Annotated in this window: 13 protein-coding genes; 4 read left to right on the forward strand and 9 right to left on the reverse strand. The window is 54.1% G+C overall.

Annotated features, from left to right (window positions below; genetic code table 11):
* Positions 1–198: 198 nt before the first annotated feature.
* Genes ABE504_RS13675 through ABE504_RS13690 form a run of 4 tightly spaced genes read left to right on the forward strand, consistent with a single transcriptional unit; the run spans position 199 to position 4,359 of the window.
* Positions 199–1,776 carry a spore germination protein gene (locus ABE504_RS13675; protein ID WP_430089174.1) on the forward strand — a complete coding sequence of 526 codons (1,578 nt, stop codon included), beginning with the start codon at positions 199–201 and terminating at the stop codon, positions 1,774–1,776.
* A 33-nt stretch (positions 1,777–1,809) separates the two neighbouring features.
* Complete coding sequence (locus ABE504_RS13680) at positions 1,810–2,958, forward strand: Ger(x)C family spore germination protein (RefSeq protein ID WP_430089177.1); 1,149 nt, start codon at positions 1,810–1,812, stop codon at positions 2,956–2,958.
* Positions 2,959–2,986: 28 nt separating this feature from the next.
* Positions 2,987–3,232 (forward strand): hypothetical protein, encoded by a 246-nt coding sequence (locus ABE504_RS13685; RefSeq protein WP_430089179.1) that lies wholly within the window; start codon positions 2,987–2,989, stop codon positions 3,230–3,232.
* A gap of 29 nt (positions 3,233–3,261) precedes the next feature.
* Positions 3,262–4,359: a GerAB/ArcD/ProY family transporter gene (locus ABE504_RS13690; protein WP_430089181.1), complete on the forward strand. Its 1,098-nt coding sequence runs from the start codon at positions 3,262–3,264 to the stop codon at positions 4,357–4,359.
* A gap of 41 nt (positions 4,360–4,400) precedes the next feature.
* On the opposite strand, the gene ABE504_RS13695 is transcribed toward ABE504_RS13690, so the two are convergent.
* From ABE504_RS13695 to ABE504_RS13735, 9 genes are all read right to left on the reverse strand, one after another.
* Positions 4,401–5,003 (reverse strand): dihydrofolate reductase family protein, encoded by a 603-nt coding sequence (locus ABE504_RS13695; protein ID WP_430089183.1) that lies wholly within the window; start codon positions 5,001–5,003, stop codon positions 4,401–4,403.
* 219 nt (positions 5,004–5,222) lie between these two features.
* On the reverse strand, positions 5,223–6,863 hold the full coding sequence (locus tag ABE504_RS13700; RefSeq protein WP_430089185.1) for an extracellular solute-binding protein: 1,641 nt from the start codon (positions 6,861–6,863) through the stop codon (positions 5,223–5,225).
* Positions 6,864–6,920: 57 nt separating this feature from the next.
* Positions 6,921–7,817: a carbohydrate ABC transporter permease gene (locus tag ABE504_RS13705; RefSeq protein WP_430089187.1), complete on the reverse strand. Its 897-nt coding sequence runs from the start codon at positions 7,815–7,817 to the stop codon at positions 6,921–6,923.
* Positions 7,818–7,830: 13 nt separating this feature from the next.
* Positions 7,831–8,799, reverse strand: coding sequence for an ABC transporter permease (locus ABE504_RS13710; RefSeq protein ID WP_430089190.1), 969 nt, complete (start codon positions 8,797–8,799; stop codon positions 7,831–7,833).
* Positions 8,800–9,086: 287 nt separating this feature from the next.
* On the reverse strand, positions 9,087–13,880 hold the full coding sequence (locus tag ABE504_RS13715) for a hemoblobin-interacting domain-containing protein (protein ID WP_430089192.1): 4,794 nt from the start codon (positions 13,878–13,880) through the stop codon (positions 9,087–9,089).
* A 136-nt stretch (positions 13,881–14,016) separates the two neighbouring features.
* Positions 14,017–15,639, reverse strand: coding sequence for a response regulator transcription factor (locus ABE504_RS13720; RefSeq protein ID WP_430089195.1), 1,623 nt, complete (start codon positions 15,637–15,639; stop codon positions 14,017–14,019).
* On the reverse strand, positions 15,617–17,512 hold the full coding sequence (locus ABE504_RS13725; RefSeq protein ID WP_430089197.1) for a cache domain-containing sensor histidine kinase: 1,896 nt from the start codon (positions 17,510–17,512) through the stop codon (positions 15,617–15,619). Before ABE504_RS13725 ends, ABE504_RS13720 begins: the two co-directional genes overlap by 23 nt.
* 195 nt (positions 17,513–17,707) lie before the next feature.
* Positions 17,708–18,514 (reverse strand): M55 family metallopeptidase, encoded by an 807-nt coding sequence (locus ABE504_RS13730; protein WP_430089198.1) that lies wholly within the window; start codon positions 18,512–18,514, stop codon positions 17,708–17,710.
* 52 nt (positions 18,515–18,566) lie between these two features.
* Complete coding sequence (locus ABE504_RS13735) at positions 18,567–19,475, reverse strand: sugar phosphate isomerase/epimerase family protein (protein WP_430089201.1); 909 nt, start codon at positions 19,473–19,475, stop codon at positions 18,567–18,569.
* Between the last annotated feature and the right edge of the window lie 10 nt (positions 19,476–19,485).

The raw sequence follows: 19,485 nt of genomic DNA on the forward strand, positions 1-19,485 counted from the left end.
ATACGGCCTTTGTCCCATGGAATTAAGGGCAAAGGCCGTTTACCTGATTATGACCTGGTATGACAATGCGAATACCACCAGATTATTATCCATATATTTCCTGTCGGTTTTATGGAGAAAATTCGAGGCATTAATATTTCCAACATTGGAAATATTAACGAATAAACCCGTGCTGACATTGATGAGGAGGGCTAATCTGTGAAACTGTTCAAATGGCTCACGAATACGAAGCGCAGCTTCGCAGTTCCATCATCGAATTTGACTGACAAGCCCCTACCAGTTTCTGAAGAATCGTTTGCGGCTACCGGGATATCAAGCCGTTTGGCTTCGAATCGCGAGCGAATCGATCACATTTTTATTAATTGCAGCGACATTATTACCCTTCCCTGGTCTTATGGGCCTGAAATGCAATACGAGGCTTACTCGGTGTATGCCAAAACGCTTATTCAGAAAAAAGAATTTAACGCCTTCAAGGAAACGTTAAAAGATCTGGTGGAAGGTTCGCCCCCTCCTGACGCGGATGTAACGCCACAAACGGTCAGCTACTTCTTCAGCCACCATGCCGCTTCTTCCAAAAGCGCTGACATCCTCGAAAGTTTCCCTGAAGCGATAGACGCCATACTGGAAGGCAATATCGTCATTTTTTTCGATCAGTGGGATTGCGCGTTAAGTTATAGAGCGGTTGGTCTCGAAACGAGGCAGGTCACAGAATCGGTTACCGAACCAGTCGTCCAAGGCCCGCGAGAAAGCACCGTCGAGAACATCTCCAAAAATTTGGGCATGATCCGGCTTCGCCTTAAATCGCCGGATTTGAAAATCATTACACTTCCGCCGTCAGGCCGTACGAAAACAACCGTGGCCTACAGCTATTTACAAGGTGCGGTCAACATGGAGGTGCTGGCTGAATTCGAACGAAGAATGTCGCGGCTCTATGACTTCGATATTCTCGAAACTTCCTATATTGAAGAAATTTTGGAGGATTCTACGTATTCTCCGTTTCCACAATTCAGATATACCGAACGAACGGATGTAGCCACGGCCGCACTGCTGGAGGGCAAAATCATTGTACTCGTCGACGGAACCGGTTCTATGCTGATCTGCCCCAGCTTCCTCGTCGAAATGCTGCAATCCAGCGAAGACTACTATCAACGAACGGTGGTTTCCAGCCTTATTCGACTGCTGAGGATCTTTGCCGTTCTCATAGCGCTTGGACTCCCTAGTCTGTATATCGCTTTTTCCACATTTCATTCCGAGCTTATTCCAACCGTTCTGCTGATCGCTGTCATTAATTCAAGAGAAGGCATTCCGTTCCCTGCGGTAATTGAGGCTTTTATCATGGAGTTTCTATTCGAGCTGCTGCGGGAAGCCGGCATTCGGCTTCCCCGCCCGGTTGGCTCGGCAGTTAGCATTGTCGGCGCGTTGGTCATTGGCGAAGCTTCCATTAATGCCGGGATTGCTTCACCTATCATGGTGATTATTGTCGCTTTGACGGGCATTGCGTCCTTTGCCATTCCACAGTACAACTTTGCTTTCGGACTGCGCCTGCTTCGGTTTCCGATTATGTTGTTTGCTGCGTTTCTAGGCATTTTCGGCATCCTGATCGCTTTCTTGCTAATTTGGCTGCATCTGGCTAATCTACGCTCCCTCGGTCAGCCTTATTTAAGCCCGATTGGCCCCTTCTACCCTAAACAAATGAAGGATGTATTCATTCGAGCACCATTGCGCAATTTAATGCGCTCCCCTCGCATGATGAAGAATGATAAACCGCAGCACTAATCTCCACAGTCTGCGCAAGAGGTGATAACAGGCATGGCTCCAGCCGTATATCGGTTCGTGCTTAGCGCCGGCATGCTGATCCTACTCACCGGATGTTGGGATCGATCCGAGCTCCCCAGCAAGGGGTTCGTCATGGGGGTGGCGCTTGACCGCACGGATGACGGACAGTTCGAGATGACGACACAGGTATTTAAGCCTTCCCAAGGGCTAGTGGGTATGAGAACGAGCGATAAATCAACGGTCAATATTGTGACTCATAACCATACCTTATCCAAAGCGATTCGCGACATCCCCATTCATCTCGGTCGCAAGACGATGTGGGGCCACGCGCGGATATTAATTATTAGCGAGCAATTGGCCCGTGAGCAAAATGTTCTCGAGACCCTCGACTTTTTTTATCGCGATCATGAGCCCCGTTTAACGACTTCGCTCGTCATCGCTAAAGGCAAGGCCAATAAATACCTGGAGATAAAGCCACTTATTGAAAACACCATCTCCCAACAGTTTCATCAAAGCAGCGATGCTGCCGACATGAATAGTTCCAAAACAATCAATACGAACTTGCTGGATCTCGGCTTGCAATTGAAGAGTCAGGTCGGCAACGCAACGGTGCCTTATCTCTACCTTAGCGAAGATCACGAAATCACGGCAACGAATGTCGCTGGCGTTGCCATGCTGAAAAAAGGCGTGATGGTCGGTCTAATGAAGCCATTTTATGTAGAGAGCTTGCAAATGCTGCAGAATAACTTTAACAGCGGCATGATTGCAGTCGCCTGTCCCCATGACTACAAGAAGGAAGAAGCTGTTGAAGTCCTCCTTCTCACAAGCTCTTGGAAACCGGTCATTGCTCCCGATCAGCCGCTTCGCACCCATATCACAATCAAAGCGGACGTAGCCTTATTGGAGGCTGCCTGCACGAAGCTGGAAACGCAAGAAGATGAGCAGCGATTCAAGGAGAAAATCGAAGACAATATTCGCAAGCAGGTGTTGGAGACGTTAGCCTGGCTGCAGCGTAATAAATTCGACGCGCTAGGACTCGGCAATAAAGTGTACCAGAGGAATCCGGCGTTATGGAAGAAGTGGAAGCCGAACTGGGAGGATCGCTTTGCAGAGTGCGAATTCAGCGTAAACGTTAGCGTTCACCTCAGTACAACCGGCACCTCAATTGGTAAGCCGACCTAATTATCTGCGTGACGGGAGGCTGGCAAAGATGACAAACCCTAGCATCTTGATGCTGCTCATTTATACCGTCATGGTTATAGCTGACTGGCGCAGGCTGAAAAAGCTCAAGCCTCGTGACCGAATTGTCTATGCGGGAGTCTTCCTGCTTTCTTGTTATTTGGCGGTTGACCACATCTGGCATCTCTCTTTGTTTTTCATTGAAGATGCCGCACTACTGTTATTTGGCGGCTGGGGGCGCCAACTGCTGGATCTCCTCAACGTTCCGCCAAGCTAATCAAATCAGCGACGGAGGTGATGCACGCGATGTATCAGAAAGAGCAAATCAACTCCTTTCAGATGACGCTGCTGTTCTTCGCATTCATGACAGGATCGTCCATAGTCAATATTCCCGGCCCGCTGATTGGCTTTGCCAGAAACGGCGCCTGGCTTTCGCTGCTGATTGCCATGTGCAGTGGTTTGCTCATGCTCACGGGAGTGCTCTATTTGTACAAGCGCTTTCCAGAATTGACGCTCATTGAATATAGTCGGAAACTGGTAGGAAATGTGATCACCAGCATCATCGCTGTCGCTTTCGTATCTTTCCAATGGCACATAACATCCGGAATCGTACTTGATATAGGACTTTTCATGACCAGCTCCATGATGCGTCAAACTCCCTTGTACTTGTTTCTCTTCTTCGTCTATATTGTCGCGGCGCTATCCGTGCGCTCCGGCATTGAGACGATAGCCCGCATGCTGCTTGTTCCCTTTGTTATCGTTATCTTCTTCATTGTATTGACACTCATTCTGTCGATTAACAATTATGACGTCAATCACCTGCTCCCTGTCATGCCTGAAGGGGTGAAACCCATTCTGCTTGGCGGCTATTTTGCATACGGCTTTCCCTATACCGAGTTGATCCTGATGTCCATGCTGCTGCCTTATGTGCGCTCAGACGAACGTTCCCTGGTAGGAAAACGGATGTATATCTCATTGCTGCTTAACGGCTTCTTCCTTCTCGCAGTGACGCTGTGTACGATCCTTGTATTTGGACCCATGGCCGGAGAGCGCAAATATTCCATGTTTGAGGTTGCACGTATTATTAACATGCTGGAAGTCATTCAACGCATCGAATCCATCATCGGCATATCGCTCATTACCACCGCCCTCATGAAGGCTACAATTACCTTGTACATTCTGAATCTGACGCTTACCAACCTGTTCAAACTGTCGGACAACCGAATTCTTGTTTACCCGTTAGCCCTGACATGTTTTCTCTTCTCCCTCATGCAAATTAGAAAAGGAGCCGCCTTCTGGGTCAATTCGGTTTCTGTTCTGCACGGGTTATGGGGGACATTCGCAGCAGTCCTTCCCTTACTCTTTTTGATTGCAGTTGCGCTAATGAGAAGAAAGCAAAGTTGAATGATGTAGAAGGGGAGTCATACAACCGAGAAATCGTCGCCTTAAGCTTCCATACTCCCTGTCTTGACTTCCCCAGCTCGCTCGTAATTCACGACAATAACGCCATTCGGGGCAACTGTGCTTTCTGCCACCTTGAACGCCGCCGGGATCGTGCCGTCACCAAACAACCGCTTCCCACTGCCCAGCGTGATCGGATAGATGATCAGCCAGAACGCATCGACCAAATCATGCCGGATTAACGTCTGAGCGAGATCACCGCTTCCCCAGACATGCAGTTCCGGCCCCGGCTGCTGCTTGATTTGAGCAATTTGTTCCGCAATATCTCCACGTAATACCACGGTCGGATGCCATTCGCCAGATGTCATCGTGTTCGAGGCGACGTATTTGGTTGCCTGGTTAGCCATTGGCCAGATGTCCCCGTGTTGAGGCCAATACGATGCCCATACTTCATAGGTTTTGCGCCCTAACAACAGATCGATCGTCTTGTTCATCTGCTTTCTCACGAGCGTTCCTACGCCTTCATTCACATACGGGACTGACCACCCGCCATATGCAAAGCCGTCGTCACGATCTTCGTCCGGACCGCCTGGCGCTTGGATAACACCATCAAGGGAGACATGTTCAAGCACAATAATTTTTCTCATCATTACTTCCTCCTAGATCTGAAATCAATAAAACCGATTTCACTCGATTATTTGTTGTTCTCATGTATATAGACGAAATGCGGTTGCCATATTCATCGGTATACTTGTTCGGGAAGTCTACATTGTGAAAATAATTTTACATTAAACGAAAGAAACGGAGCTAAGCACAAACTAGCGCTTAGCTCCGTTTCTTTCAACTATATCAAGCTCCGAACAGCTTCACTTGGACTTGGCGTACTTCTCGTTGTACATCTTGACAAGCTCGTCGGTTTTCAGCTTTTTGAAGCCGTCGACGAAGGCATCCCATTCCGTCATCGGTTTTTGGCCAAGAATGAACTTCGTCAGGTTTTCGCTCATATACGTCTTTAACGGGGTCGTGATCTCAGCAAGCTTCGACGATTCGTCTTTGGACCAGTTAATGGACGGTTCGGGATCGCGCAGCGCGTTCATTTCCTTCAATTTTTTCATCCGGTCTGGAATGACGGCTGCCTGTTGATCCTCGCCTGCCTTGAACCCGAGCAGACCATAGCGGTTGTAGGAAGGAATGACGCCGGTCAGCCACCAGCTGCCATAGCCGTAATCCGTTTGTTTCTTCATCCCTTCAGGATACTTGCCGTCAGCTCCGACCGTCCAGACGCTTTGGGTTTTGTCGAGCTTATACCCGGAAGGCGTCGTCTTATCGCGGGTGAACGTCTCGTTTTCAACGCCAAGCATAAAGAATTCAATGCCCTCGTCGCTATACGTGTAATCCATCGCTTTGATGATCTGGTCGATGTATTTCGATTTTTTATTAATCACCATTGGCGAGCGGTACCCAATGTTATAGTGCGGATCGAGATTTTGCGTATAAACTTTGCCGTCGATGCGAAGCGGATAAATCGGCTGAATGTCACGAGCCGGGTCTTTCTTCGGATTGAGATTATTCGACATCGCGAGCTGCTCCATCATGAGCGGGAACTGACCGCTCTCGTAACCTGCGAACAGCTCCTGATCTTTCATCGTCAGGAAATTCGGATGCAGCAGCTTCTCCGTGTACATCCAGCGCATCAATTCCGTCCACTCCTTGTACCGGTCCTTGAAATCAACTGGCGCAAAAACAAATTTCTTCGTCTCAGGGTCGAGCATGATGCCGTTGCCCGGGCCGTTATTCACGTTAATGCCAAAATACATTTGTGTCCGCTCGGCAAAATAGTCGAAACCGAGCCGTGTCGAGGTAATGTAGTCGCCCGTCTGCTTCTTGAGCGCGAGCATCGCTTTCTTGAAGTCGTCGATCGTCTGAATCTGGCTGGCGTCCATTCCCTCTTTCTTCAGCAAATCATTGCGCACAAGCCAGAGCGTGGTAGCAAAATCGAAATCCTGCACGAGTGGAAAACCGTACATCTTGCCGTCATCGGGATTCCGCATTACCTTCTCGACTTCAGGGTATTTCTTTAACCATTTTTCCAGATTCGGCAGCTTGCCAGCCTTGATATAATCGTCAAGCGCCACGAACAGCTGCGGTCCGTAATCCTTGAAGGTCCGGTCGTCCTGGAAAAATTTCATCATATCCGGCAGTTGGCCGGAGCTGAGGACGATGTTCATTTTTTCCTTAAACGCATCGCGGGGCGGGCTGTTCACGTTGAATTTGACGCCTGTCCGCTTGCCCCACTCGACGAACACCGGCAAATCGCTGCCGATCGGCAGACCTGGATCCCACGGCGTCAAGACTTCCACTGTCGGAATTTCGGTGGCGGCAACTTTGCCATCCCCGGTCGAAGCGGTCGGTGCGGCGGCTTTGTCTGTGGTCTGGCAACCTGCCAGCACCGTCATGCAGATGGATAAGGCGGCGGCTGTCAGCCGCCAGTTCGTGGTTTTACGCATTAGAACCCCTCCTGAATCGTTTATACAAACTCCGCTCGATGCCCTGCTCCGCTAACTTCAGCCTTTCACGGAGCCGACAAGCACGCCTTGCACGAAAAACCTTTGAACAAACGGGTAGATAAGGACGATGGGACCGATTGTTACGAAGATCGTCGCCATACGCACACTGATCATTCGCCCTGCGCCGGCGACCGGATCAACCTCCAGCGAATTGGCCTGGTCAAGCGCTCCCTGCGACAGCACTTCATTGGCGACAAGAATGCGGCGGAGAATGATCGTGAGCGGCTGCATTTCCGGCGACGTTAAGTACATGAGCGGGCCGAAGTAAGCATTCCACAAGCCAACTGAAGCGAACAGCGCGATGGTTGCCAGAATGGCCTTGGATAGCGGAATGACGATGCGGAACAAAATTTGCCAATCGTTCGCGCCGTCGATAAAAGCAGATTCATACAGCTCCTGCGGCATCGCCTGGAAATTGGTGCGCAGAATAATAATGTTCCAGAAGCTGAACGCGGCCGGCAGCGTGATGGCCCACATCGTGTCGAGTAATCCGATATTTTTAATAAGCATAAAACTTGGAATGAGACCTCCGCTAAAAAACATCGTGAAGGTGAACAGCACGGACAGCGGCCGGCGTGCCCGAAATCGGTTGATCGACAGCGGGTATGCGGTAAGGCAGCCGATGAGCAGGACGAGGAACGTACCGAGCAGCGTATAGCGAATGCTGTTCCAATACGCCAGTACAATTTGATTATCCCGTAAGACGGCCATATAGGCCTCCCAATTGACACCCTGCGGCAGCAGCAGAACCTTGAACAAGCCAACCGGCACCGGGTTGCTGATGGAAAGTGCGAACATATGCACAAATGGCAGCAGGATCGACAACGTCAGCAACAGCAGCGCAACGATATTTGCCGTATCGAAGAGGCGGTTGGCGAAACCGGTATTTTTCACTTACAAATTCCTCCTACCATAACGAATTTTGCTTCAGCGCGCGGCTGGCACGATTGGCAACGTACAGAATAAAGAATGCAGCAACGCTATTGAGCAGGCCGACGGCGGTGGCGTAGCTGAAATTGCGGTCGATGATGCCCCTACGGTACACATACGTCTGAATGACGTCGCCAACCTCATAGATGGCCGGATTGCTCATCAGGTAGGCTTTCTCAAAGCCGACGTTAATGATATCGCTGGCGTGCAAAATAAACAAAATCGTAATGGTCGGCAGCATGCCCGGCAAGCTGATATGCCAGACGCGGCGAAACCGATTCGCGCCGTCCATATAGCTGGCCTCATATAACTCGGGATCAATGCCGGTCAGCGCGGCCAGATACAGAATCGAGCCCCAGCCGATGCCCTGCCAAATGCCGCTGCCGATGAACAACGTACGAAAGTACGATGACTCGTTAAAGAAGGCAATGGGCTCTAACCCGAACGACCCTAGCAGCAAATTCACAGGTCCGTTCGCGCCCAGCATTTCCATCATCATGCCGACGACGACAACCATCGCAATAAAATGCGGCAGGTAGCTGACCGATTGAAAAAACTTTTTCAAGCGATTGCTCGTCAGCTCGTTCAGCAGCAACGCCAGCAGAATAGGCGGCCAGAACCCGAAAAGCAGACTATACAGGCCAAGCAGCAGCGTATTCTTAACGACTCGCACCGCATATGGATCGGCGAAGAAACTTTGAAAATGCTTGAAACCGACCCACGGGCTGCCGTCAAATCCGAGAATAAGATCGTACTGCTTAAAAGCGATTATAATGCCGTACATCGGGACGTAATGGAACAGCAGAAACCCGATTACGCCCGGCAGCACCATCAAATATAAATGCCCACTCTGCCGCAACTCTCGCAGCCAGCTTGCTCCCCTCCGACGCTCCTGCGGAACGCCGAGCGCAGCGGCCGCCCTGTTCTCTTGTAGTTTGTCGTTCATTCCGCTTTTGTTTCCTCCCTTTCTCCGGCAGCCCGCTCCGTCCGGGCGGCAGCCGCTGCAGCGACGCCTCGTACGGTTCGGTTCATGTCGGTTGCGCTTACATTCCTATTATATAAGCGCTTTCATTAAGGAGAAATAGACGAATCGAAGGCGAATATGGATGAATAAAAGAAAAGTCAAGGCCTGCTGTGCAGCGGACAGCGCAGCAGGGGAGTCCTGTAAAGGGCTCCCCTGCTTTCCTGTGCGCAAAGGTGCAGAACGGCGCCTGTATTGCCCAATGGGCTGACTTATTCCGGCGCTCCTGCGGTCACCTTCACATTGTTCCAATACAATTGTGTATTGACGCCGGTTGTGCTGCCGCCAACCATAATCTTCGTAATATCGTCGGCCGTCTGACGGAAATTGCCCTGTGACACAACCTGCGTGCCGTCCAGATACATATCCATTTTCTGCGTTTGCGGATTAACGACCAGACGCACTGCATACCACCGATCGGACTCCAGTGGAGCAGCGACAACCGTCTGCGTACCGTCCAAATACCAGAAGCCGGTCTGATCGGCGAGCAAGGACACGGCGTTAGCGCTGCCCTGCGACTGCACATACACGGCAATTCCGCCGCCCGTCGCCGGATTCGTGCCCAGATTAATACGGAAATCAAAGTCTATCGTCACTGTGCGTTTCTGCTGCACGAACTCCGCTGTCGCGCTTGGGAAGCTGCCGCCCGTGTTGTCGTAGACGTTCAAGCTTTTGTCGGCAGCAGACGGGAATTCAGCGATTTTAATATAGGACCCGCCGTCCAGTACCGGCTTATATGTCCAGTGCAGCGGTACGTCGGTTTCGCCGTAGCTGTCAAACGATTCGTCCAACAGGACCGGATCAGCTTCCGTCACTTCGACAGCGAGGGTACCGGTCACCGTCACGCCGCCGGCGGTAAACTGTGCCGTAAGCGTCGTTTCGCCAACGCTTAGGGCGTGGACAACGCCCTGCTCATTCACAATGGCAACAGTCGGGTCGGAGCTGGCGAAGACCATATGCTCGCCGGTAATATCCGCTTCCGCAACCGTCCCGTTATCGTTGAACAGCGCTTTCACCGTCAGCGGAGCGCTGGCATCCAGTACGAACGGCTCGGGCAGTCCGTCGAGATTCACGCCCGTCAACACGCCTGGAGGCAGCGTCAGTCCGCCATAGTTCAACGCTAGTCCGGTCAAGGATGCCGTGAATTCAGATGCTTGTTTGCCTGCGGCTGCGAAGCCACCCCCGAGCAATGTGCGCATGGCCAGCTCATGCGAGCCAAGTGCCGTGCCGTACGATACACCATCAGCCGAATAATAGGCGCGGTAGCTGCCACCTTCGCGCGCTAACTTCAAATATCCGGACGTGGCGCTTATATCAAGATTTGCGGCGCCTACCTGGCCGTTGTCTTCATCGCGCCAGTAAAGCTTCCAGCCGCTGCCCTGCACATTGGCGGCTGCGACGAACTTGGCGTTAGAGGCAGGCGTCTCACGCACCATCAAGCCCGACAAAGCGCCGAATGTCTCACTGACGGGCGGCTCCAGCTTAACCGTGAGCTCATAATTTTGCCTTGGAGTCGCGTCAATGTGGCGGTAGACGTAAGAGATTTGGTCCATCGAGCCGTTGTCTCCCGTGACCGGGACATCCAGGCCCCGCCCCTTGCTCACGAGCTGGTATGTCGCACCGCTCACTGTAGCGCCGCCATTCCTGGCCGGGTTGCCGATCGCAAGCCCGGACCATGGCGCCGGCAACGCAAAGTCGTCTGCCGCCGTCAGCGATGCGGCTGTGCCGCTGCCGATGCGCAGAATGCCCCACTCGGTCAGCTCCGGCACCGTCAGCTCATGTTTGCCGCTTCCTGCGCTCGTCACCGCGAGTGGCAGCGGGTCTTGACCAGGCCGGTACAGGACCGCCTGAAGTGAAGCGCCGCCGAAGAAATCCGCATCGGTCAGCGTCACTTTCGCCCCCGTAACAGCTTCACCGCTGCGATTGAGCAGATGCACCGACTTCGGCGCATTGGCGTCGGTAGCGGACCGAACGATCGCATAGACCTGATCGACGACGCTGACGCTCACGGCGCTGTGCGCGGAAAGCCACGTCGCATCAATCGTCGGCACCGACACGACCTGAGCCCCTGTATCCGCAATCCGCTGCTGATCGTCCGTGTCAAAAGATGATACCGGCGAATACGCGATCAGCGTATCCAGACCGTCCAACGTCTGCGCGCGCAGATCGTAATGCGGCAGACTTTCATTCGCGGTCACCGTACGGAACGGCACACCCGCCTTAAACAGCTTCATCGACAAGTCGGTCAGCGTATTGCCGTTCAATTCGTCCCATTTCAGCAGAATTCCCACTTTACCCGGCGGCTCGTGTCCGTCGAACAAGAAAGGATATTGCCGGATAAAATGAAACATATCCCCATACTGCTCAACGGTTCCGAAATAGCGGGTCGAACCTTCCAACCAGGCGTCCCATGGCACCAGCATATATTGGCCAAGGGCGTAAGCGGCGGCAAGCGATTGCCGGATATTTCCTGCCTGAAACGGCAGCGGCGACATGATATGCGGTTTGCCGAGCCCGGACGCAATGGTGCCGTTCGTCACGATGTTGTTCAAACTCATGGCACCTTCGTTATGCTCACCCATGCCATAATCGAACAAATCGTGAATGAAATGCGTCTGGGCGCTCGCATCGCGAATAAATGAAGCATTGTTCGAATATTCGATCGGCCGTCCTGCGTACGTCTCCATATCTTCGCGCATGCGCGTGTGGAAGTTGATCGTTTCCTGCTTCATAAACGCGCCGAAGATGCTGTCGAGCGGCGTAAGCGCCTTTTTCGTCATATAATCGGCATTTGTCTCAATGTCCAGTGTCGTTTGCAAAAAGGTTTTATAGTTGAACGTCTCAATATGATCGATGCCGAAGCCGCTCAGCTCCGCAGTTGTATAGTGCTCCTGCAAATAATCGCGGAATGCGGTCATGCATGGCTCACAGAAATCGCCGCCGAATTTGTAGGCATCTACGCTGCCCACCCAGTCATCGAACTGGAACGACGACGCCCCAGCGTCAATGGCGCTTTTCGCCGTAGCCAGCACCTGGTTGTAATACACGGGGTCGCTCATGCTGCCCCAGGTTGCTCCCCAGGTCATCCACGGCGCGACGATGTCGGTGCCGTCGAAATATTTGGCCCGGCCGCCCGAGCCGTTGTTCATGTTCAGCGAGCCCTGGAAACCGACGCCCAGCCGCACGATATTCGAGATTTTATCCTGCTCCGTCAAATACGTCCATTTGTCATCCGTCGCCATAAACCGTTTGAGTACGTCCAATGTGCCGAGCTGGCCGTCCTGGCCATCCGTCCGCCACCAGCGGGAAGACAGGAAGACGCTCGAATAGCTGTCGAACGAATTCGTTTCTACACCGGGAGCAGGCGGAACGACTGGCTCCGACACAGAAAGCTCGGGCACTCCCTGATAGATGCGCACGTTATCCAGGTTGACGATGCGCACATAGTTCACTGCGTCGCCGTAGTAAGCGCCGCTTACCCGAAGCTGCGACAGATTGGCCGTTCCGTCATAACGGAATGGAATCGCGCTTTTCTTCAGCGTCCCATCCACATAGACGTCATACGATACCGTCTCCGGATGGACCGCGATGGTCAGCGTACGCCAGGCATGTACCGGCAGAGAAGTCGCTACATCCGTTGTTGTCGTCGTTGTGCCGACCGTGCGGAACGATGTAATCTTGGTCGGCAGCAGGTTGAGCGCCACCGCCGTTTTGCCTGTCGTATCATTCACGTAAAACAAGATGTTTTCTTTTCCCGCTGTCGCGCCATCGGGGAGCTGCACATCGGCCTGAATCGTAAAAGCGCCGCTTTGCGGTGAGAACGTCTTCGTGATCCCCTGCGTATTTTGACGGCTGGCGTCATAAATTTGCAGATAATGGTCGCCGTCGAGCTTCTCCTGCACCTTGACGTACGAATCGCCACTCACCGAAACGCCCCAGCCGGACGGGGTCGAACCCAGTGCCATAGGATTGAACGTTTCGTTCAGCAGGTCGGCGTAAATGGTCTGTTGCACCGTCGTGGTGAAATAACCGGCTGCTTGCACGGTGACGGTGTACGTTCTGCCTTCCGGAAACAGCGATGCGTCCAGCGTCAGCTTGCCGGCAGAAGCCGAATACTCGGAGGCAGCTGCGACTGCGCCATCGACGGTCACCTTCGTGATCGCCGTCCGCCAGGTCGCATCGTCCGTGAACGTTAATTCGATCGGCTGCCCCGGAACGGCCGACGTCGTATCGGGCGATAGCTCCGGCGGCGCCAGCAGCCTGATATCGCCTGTGTATATGTTTACCTGATCCAAATTGACCACGCGAACCGGATTCGACGCCTCGTTGTAAAACGCGCCTGTCACCTGCAACCGGCTGAGATTCGTCACATCGTCATAACGGAACGGAACCCCCGATGCTGCCAACGAGCCGTTCAAGTAAAAGTCGAAGGTCTTGGCTGAAAAATCCGCCGACACGATGATATGCTGCCAGGACGACATCGCCAGCCCCTGCGCCAGCGTCGTAGAGGTCGTCGTGCCGCCTACTGTGCGATACGATAGAATCCGGGAGGGTTGAAGGTTCAGCGCCACTCCTGCCTTACCGCTTGAATCAAGCACATAGAACAGCACATTTTCCTTGCCGGCCGTGCCGCCAGGCGGAAGCTGCACGAGCGCCTCGATGGTCAGCTGTCCGGTTTGCGAGACGAACGATTTCTGAATGCCCTGCGTATTTTGCTGACTGACATCGTAAATTTGCAAATAGTTGTTACCGCTGCTCTCCTGCTTCACTTGCACGTAAGAATTGCCTGTGACCGACACGCCCCAGCTGGGCGGCGTTGAGCCGACCGTCATGGCCTCGAACGATTCGTCGACGAGCGGCGTGTCGCCAGTCACACCGTCCGCATAAGCAGCCGGTACACCAAAGGCCGGCAGCAGCATCACCCAGACGAGCAGCCAGACCAGAACCAGCCGTAGTTCTCGCTTGCCCTCCCCTTTCATTGTGAAACGTAGATGTTTACTGTTCAATCCCTTGCACCTCCACGTAAAATGATATCGCTTACATGGCAAGTATACGCTTCGGCTTTTCGCCTTGAGAATGGACGAATCCGAGCACGACATGGACAAATGGACGACATTTACGAAGCATTGGGGATAAGGAGGCTTATTTCATAAACTCTGAGGGCGATTGCCCGGTCACCTTCTTGAACACGCGGCTAAAATAAAGCGGATCGGCGTAGCCGACGCGGTCGGCAATATCCTTTAACAGCAGCTCCGGCGAGTTGGCCATGAGCGATTTGGCCTGCTGCACGCGCCATACCGTCACATATTCGCCCGGCGTCACACCGCGTGCTTTCTTGAAGATGGCACTCAAATAATTCGGTACCAGTCCGAACTGACGGGACAACTGCTGGAGTGTAATCGACGAAGCATAATGCGCTCGCAGGTATTGTTCGATGCGGGCAACGGTATCCTCCTGATGAGCGGATAGACGGGCTTCAACCGACACGTCTTTTACCTCGCTCAGCTTCATCAGCTCCGCGAACAGAGAGGCAGCACCTTCCCGCAGTTCGATGTAATCCAGCGAGTGCGACAGCAGCGTGTCCAGCTCCTGATTCGCGAGGATGAAGGTCTCGTCGCGAAACGTTGGCCAATGCTCCTTCAAATCGTACAGCGTCTTCCTAAGCAGCATATCCACGCGCAACTGCGTTGCCGATTCCGCCTCCCATATCTGCGTCAGCCTCTCCAATTCCGCGCGCATCGCCTCAGGCTGCCGCCGCAGCACCGCCTGAGCCAGCCGGCGATAATCGTCACGGGGCGCTTCCGCTCGCCCACGCTCCGACCTGGAACCGAAGCCCGAGCGCCCGATACCCGCCGCCAGCGGCAGACGGCTGCGCAGCTCCTGGGCGATGCGACGGAGTTCGCCAAGCCCTTGCAGACTGCCGGCGACAACCGTCAGCGGCATGCGACCGCTCGCGGCATGCGCCAGCAGCGCATGGGACGCGGCTTCCGCGTACGAGGACGCTTCCGCGTGAAACCTCGCAGCGTCCGTACATGCCCCCACGTTTGACGCCCTCTCCGCGATATCCCCGTCCACAGCTTGCGATGCTTCTCCCGCCCTGCCGTTTGTCCCGACCAGCAGCAGCCGCTCATTGGCGCGCTCGCCCTCAAGCACCCACCAGCCCAGCCGGCCCGTCTGGGGCTCAGGCAGGCTTGCCGCCCATGGCGCCGAGGTCCAGAACGCCTTGCCTGGATGCAGCGCATCGTCCGGCGAGACACAGTACGGTCCCGCACACCAAAGCGAAAGCGCATACGACGCATAGTTCAAGCCCCCTGGAATCAGTTGCCCTTGCAGCGGTTCCCCTTGATCCAACATCTCCTGGAGCCAGTCGGTGTCACGCCGCTGCTCGGCGTCGTCCAGCTTGGCCGCGACCCGCTCCAGCACCTCGCGTAAATCCTCCTCGCGCAGCGGTTTCAGCAAATAATCCTCGGCATGGAGCCGGATCGCCCTTCGGGTATAATCGAAATCATCGTACGAGCTGACGATAACCGGAATCAGCCCGGCATATCGCCGCTTCGTCTCTGCGATTAATTGCAGGCCGTCCATGACCTGCATCCGAATATCGGTAAACAACACATCCGGCTTTAGCTCGGCTATCTTCTCCAACGCCTCCTCACCGTCGTAGGCTTCGCCGATGACGCGGTAACGCGCATCGGTCGCCTCGATCCATCGACCAAGCGCCCGGCAGAAACGGATTTCATCGTCAACTACGAGTACTGTCGGCATTCTGCATCCTCCCCCCGTTTCCTGTTCCCTGTGTCCGTTCGCCGGGCAACCCCGGCTGCAGCCAACCGATCCGCACGATCGCGCCGCCGGCCGGATCGTTGCTTAGACTGAAATCCAGCCGGCCGCCTGCATCATACTGCAGCCGTGCGTAAGTGTTATACAAGCCGCTGACGCCAAGCTCCTGCCCGCCGCCAAACGATTGTCCCTTCGCTGCAGAGGCTTCGCCATGGCCGAAGCGCTCCAGCAAAGCGTGTGGAAAGCCCTCGCCGTCATCCCGGATTTCAATAGATGCACAGCCATTCTCGAGCAGCGTTCCGCGGATGTCAATACGCCATGGATATCGTTTGGCAGCGAAGCCGTGCTTGAAGCAATTTTCGACGAATGGCTGCAGCGACAGCTTGGGCAGTCGAAGTTCCAGCATCTCTTCGGGAACATCGATCGCAAATTGCAAATGCGCCTCATAACGGAATTTCATAATATTCAAATAATTCCGTGTGTGTTGAATTTCATCTCGCAGCGTAACCGTCTGCTCTGCCGAATATGTCATATAGCGGAACATGTCCGCCAACATCGCCGTCAGTTGCACAATTTCCCGGTTCCCCGTCTCCTGCCCGAGCACGCCAATTAGCGAAAGCGTGTTGTACAAGAAATGCGGGTGAATTTGCGCCTGCAGCGCGGTAAAATGCGCCTGCAGTTCGCGGGAGCGCGAAAGGATTGCCTCCTCCTTCGACGCCTCGAGGCGGTCCAGCATTTTTCGAAAGGAATGATGGAGATGATGGATTTCGTTATGCGTATTATGCGGCACGACACCCCCGAAGGCCAGCCGCTCATGCGCGTCTGGAAGCGAATCGAGCTGGACCTTGTTCATCGAGTCACGCAGCCTGCGCAGCGGCTTCACAAGCATTTTAACGGAAAAATAGGAGGTTAACATGGTCAGCACAATCACGATCAGACCTGTACCCGCGAACAAATACCCCGCCTGGCGCTGCGGGCGCAGAAGCTCGCTCTCCGGCTGAACGATCATCACCGTCCAGCCCGAATATGGCGCCCGGGCGTAGACGACAAGCTGGCGGGAGCCGTCCGGCAATCGTTCGTACGTCTGTCCTTCCGAGGCTTCGCTTTGCGCCTGCACCCCGGACATCGCTTCCCGAACACGCGTCAACCCGGTCTCCGGGGAGAAGGGATAGATCGTTTGTCCATCGCTGCCGGCAATGAGTACGCGCTTGCCTCCCGTTTGCGACTTGACCGTCATCGTCTCAATGTAGTCGTACGGAAGCTGAATTTCAATCAAGGCATTCGGCGAGGAGGCGTCGCCCAGCTTGCGGATAACAGATATGACCAACTTGCCCCCGTTGTCCCAATCGTCGCGATGCGGCGGCAGCAGCAGCCGGTATTCGGACTTTTCGAACTGACGGAACCAATCGATCGTTTGCAGCCGATCGCGAACCGTCACTTTATCGAAATAAGCGCCGGTAGCCAGAAATGCGCCGGATCGGCTCAGAATCGAAACGCGGTGAAAAATTTGCGGATCGACACCAACAATGGAGGAAATCGCCTCCTTCACCTTGTAGGCATCCTCCGGATGATCGTCAAAGTACGTTTGCGCATTCGACACGTACGGAAGATAATAGAAGGTATTGGCAATCGTCGGATTAAATTTCATCTGCATGACGAGCCGGTCCATCGTGTAGATCGAGTTGTCAAGCTGCTGCGCCAGACTCTGCGACTCTCCGCGAAATGTATGGACCATCGATTCAATGTTTACCTTCTGATAATACCAATAAAATACAGAGAAAGCGCTAACAATAATACCGGCGATCCCCATGGAAAAGACGATAAACAGCTTCGTTTGAAAACTGATTCTACGATTCATTCTTACCTCGCGTCCTTCCGGCCAGACGAACAAAATGGATAGCATACCCGAACGACAGGCGGCAGCGCACCGACAATGGGCACGCTGCTTTGCTATCGTTATTGTCTTTTTCGCTACATGTGCCGCATTCCCTTCTCTTGCTCGAGAATACTACCCTTCCGCCCGAAATTCCCGCTGACCTCCCGACTATCACCGTTACTCCGCTTTGGCAATCAAATACTGCTCCCATACCTCCAGTACCGATGCTCCGCGCAAAATAAGCCGGTCCGGTCCGACAAAACGGTCTGTCAACCGGGCCTGCAGCCTGTTGAGCAGCTCCCCCGGCTTAAACTGCATCTCCAGCTCGATCGGACCCTCGAGCCGGTACGGTTTCATCCGGGGCGCAGCCGCTGCACACCGAAGCGCGCCTTCCTTGAGCAGCGAGGCCGTCCGCGCCGGCGGCAGGCAGGCCGCCGCCGAATCGCCAAGCGATTGCTTGACGCTGACCGTTATCGTATCCGGGAGCAACGCGGCCGTTTCCTTCGCGCCCTCCGAATCCGCAGTGACCATCACAAGCGGCACACCGGCCTCGCCGGCCAGCAGCGCTTCAAGACCGATCTCCCCGACAACGACCCCGTTGACGCTCATTGTACGAATGTCATGCTCATAGTTATGATTCAGCAGCGATCCCGGCATCTCTGCCCGCGCATGCAGGCCGAGCAAAATCATGCCGTCGAAGCTTTCATCGAGATACGCCCGATTGTCTGGCGTATAGTGCGGCTTGCCGCAAATCGCGGTCACCCGCGGGTCCAGTTGGTGCAAGTCGACATTCGTTCCAAAAAAATGAATATCGTACAGCACGACTTCCTCCTCGGGCGATTGCAGCAGCCCCTTCAGTACCGCGAGTAAATCGTGCATCAGCATGCCTCGGCCGAATTCGTAATCGACTGCGCCCGGTATTACCTGCTTCATATTGACAACACCGGTGACGCCCTCCATATCCACGCGAATCATCCATTTCATTGCAGCTTTCCTCCATACGTCCATTGATTCATATATGCGTATCCGCCTCAGGCTACACTGCGCGCCAGGCTTTTTCCAGCTTTTCCAGAAAAATATCCACACTTTCCCGTTCGCTGCGGCCCGGATACGGGCGCATTTCCAGTGTAACGGTCGGCCGCTCTCCGCTTGAGCCCAGATAGCCCGACGCAAACAGCGCTTTCAAAAACTCGACCAGCTCCGGCACGTCGTTCTCGCCCCCAGGATAACCCCACGGCGGGTGCATATCGCCGTAAAGCGGATCAGCCGGATCGCGCTTCACGCAGCTTCCGAGATGCACGTGACGAATGTACGAGCTCGAGTCGGCGACTGCTTGTGCGAACGTCTCTTCCATGAGAGGCACATGTCCCATATCGATCAGCAGACCGATATTCGGCTTGCCCGCCTCCTGAACGCGGCGCACAACCTCAGCCGCCTCGCGGGTCGAGCCAATCAGCAAGTTTTTGCCGATTGACCGGTCAAACGGTTCGATCATCAGCGTCAGCTCAGGCACCGCAGCGCATAGCTTCGCGACGTAGTCGACAAAGGCCTCGGTCTGCTCCGCAATTTGCGCAGGTCCCGGATTTGGACCGCTGGCAATGACGGCCTTCTTCGCGCCGATTGCCTGCGCCCTCTGCAGATGCGACGCCGCTGCCGCAACCGTTTCATTGCGAATAGCTTCGTCGGGGCTGTTCGGATTAAGCCGCGGCCCACTCAGCAGGGGACAGTTGTACACCGGAATACGGCCGCTATCCCGCACCTGCCGTATCTGTTCGACTGCAATATCCGCCTCCTCCGACACGAACAGATCGATAACCTCAAACTCCGGATAGGACAGCACTTCGGGCAGCGAAACGCGATGCGCCTCCGCCGAATCAAAGCTGGCGGGGAATAACAAATGATGATTGATGCCCAGCTTAAAATAGTTGCGGTATGATTGCTGCATGTTAAGCTCC

This window comes from Paenibacillus oryzisoli, from assembly GCF_050467285.1.
GTDB classification, from domain to species: Bacteria; Bacillota; Bacilli; order Paenibacillales; family NBRC-103111; genus Paenibacillus_E; species Paenibacillus_E oryzisoli_A.

Bases quoted from the DNA above. Each gene is read 5' to 3' on its own strand.
- ABE504_RS13690 (WP_430089181.1), top strand. From the start codon at position 3,262: ATGTATCAGAAAGAGCAAATCAACTCCTTTCAGATGACGCTGCTGTTC.
- ABE504_RS13680 (WP_430089177.1), top strand. From the start codon at position 1,810: ATGGCTCCAGCCGTATATCGGTTCGTGCTTAGCGCCGGCATGCTGATC.
- ABE504_RS13700 (WP_430089185.1), bottom strand. From the start codon at position 6,863: ATGCGTAAAACCACGAACTGGCGGCTGACAGCCGCCGCCTTATCCATC.
- ABE504_RS13720 (WP_430089195.1), bottom strand. From the start codon at position 15,639: ATGCCGACAGTACTCGTAGTTGACGATGAAATCCGTTTCTGCCGGGCG.
- ABE504_RS13685 (WP_430089179.1), top strand. From the start codon at position 2,987: ATGACAAACCCTAGCATCTTGATGCTGCTCATTTATACCGTCATGGTT.
- ABE504_RS13735 (WP_430089201.1), bottom strand. From the start codon at position 19,475: ATGCAGCAATCATACCGCAACTATTTTAAGCTGGGCATCAATCATCAT.
- ABE504_RS13730 (WP_430089198.1), bottom strand. From the start codon at position 18,514: ATGAAATGGATGATTCGCGTGGATATGGAGGGCGTCACCGGTGTTGTC.
- ABE504_RS13695 (WP_430089183.1), bottom strand. From the start codon at position 5,003: ATGAGAAAAATTATTGTGCTTGAACATGTCTCCCTTGATGGTGTTATC.
- ABE504_RS13725 (WP_430089197.1), bottom strand. From the start codon at position 17,512: ATGAATCGTAGAATCAGTTTTCAAACGAAGCTGTTTATCGTCTTTTCC.
- ABE504_RS13710 (WP_430089190.1), bottom strand. From the start codon at position 8,799: ATGAACGACAAACTACAAGAGAACAGGGCGGCCGCTGCGCTCGGCGTT.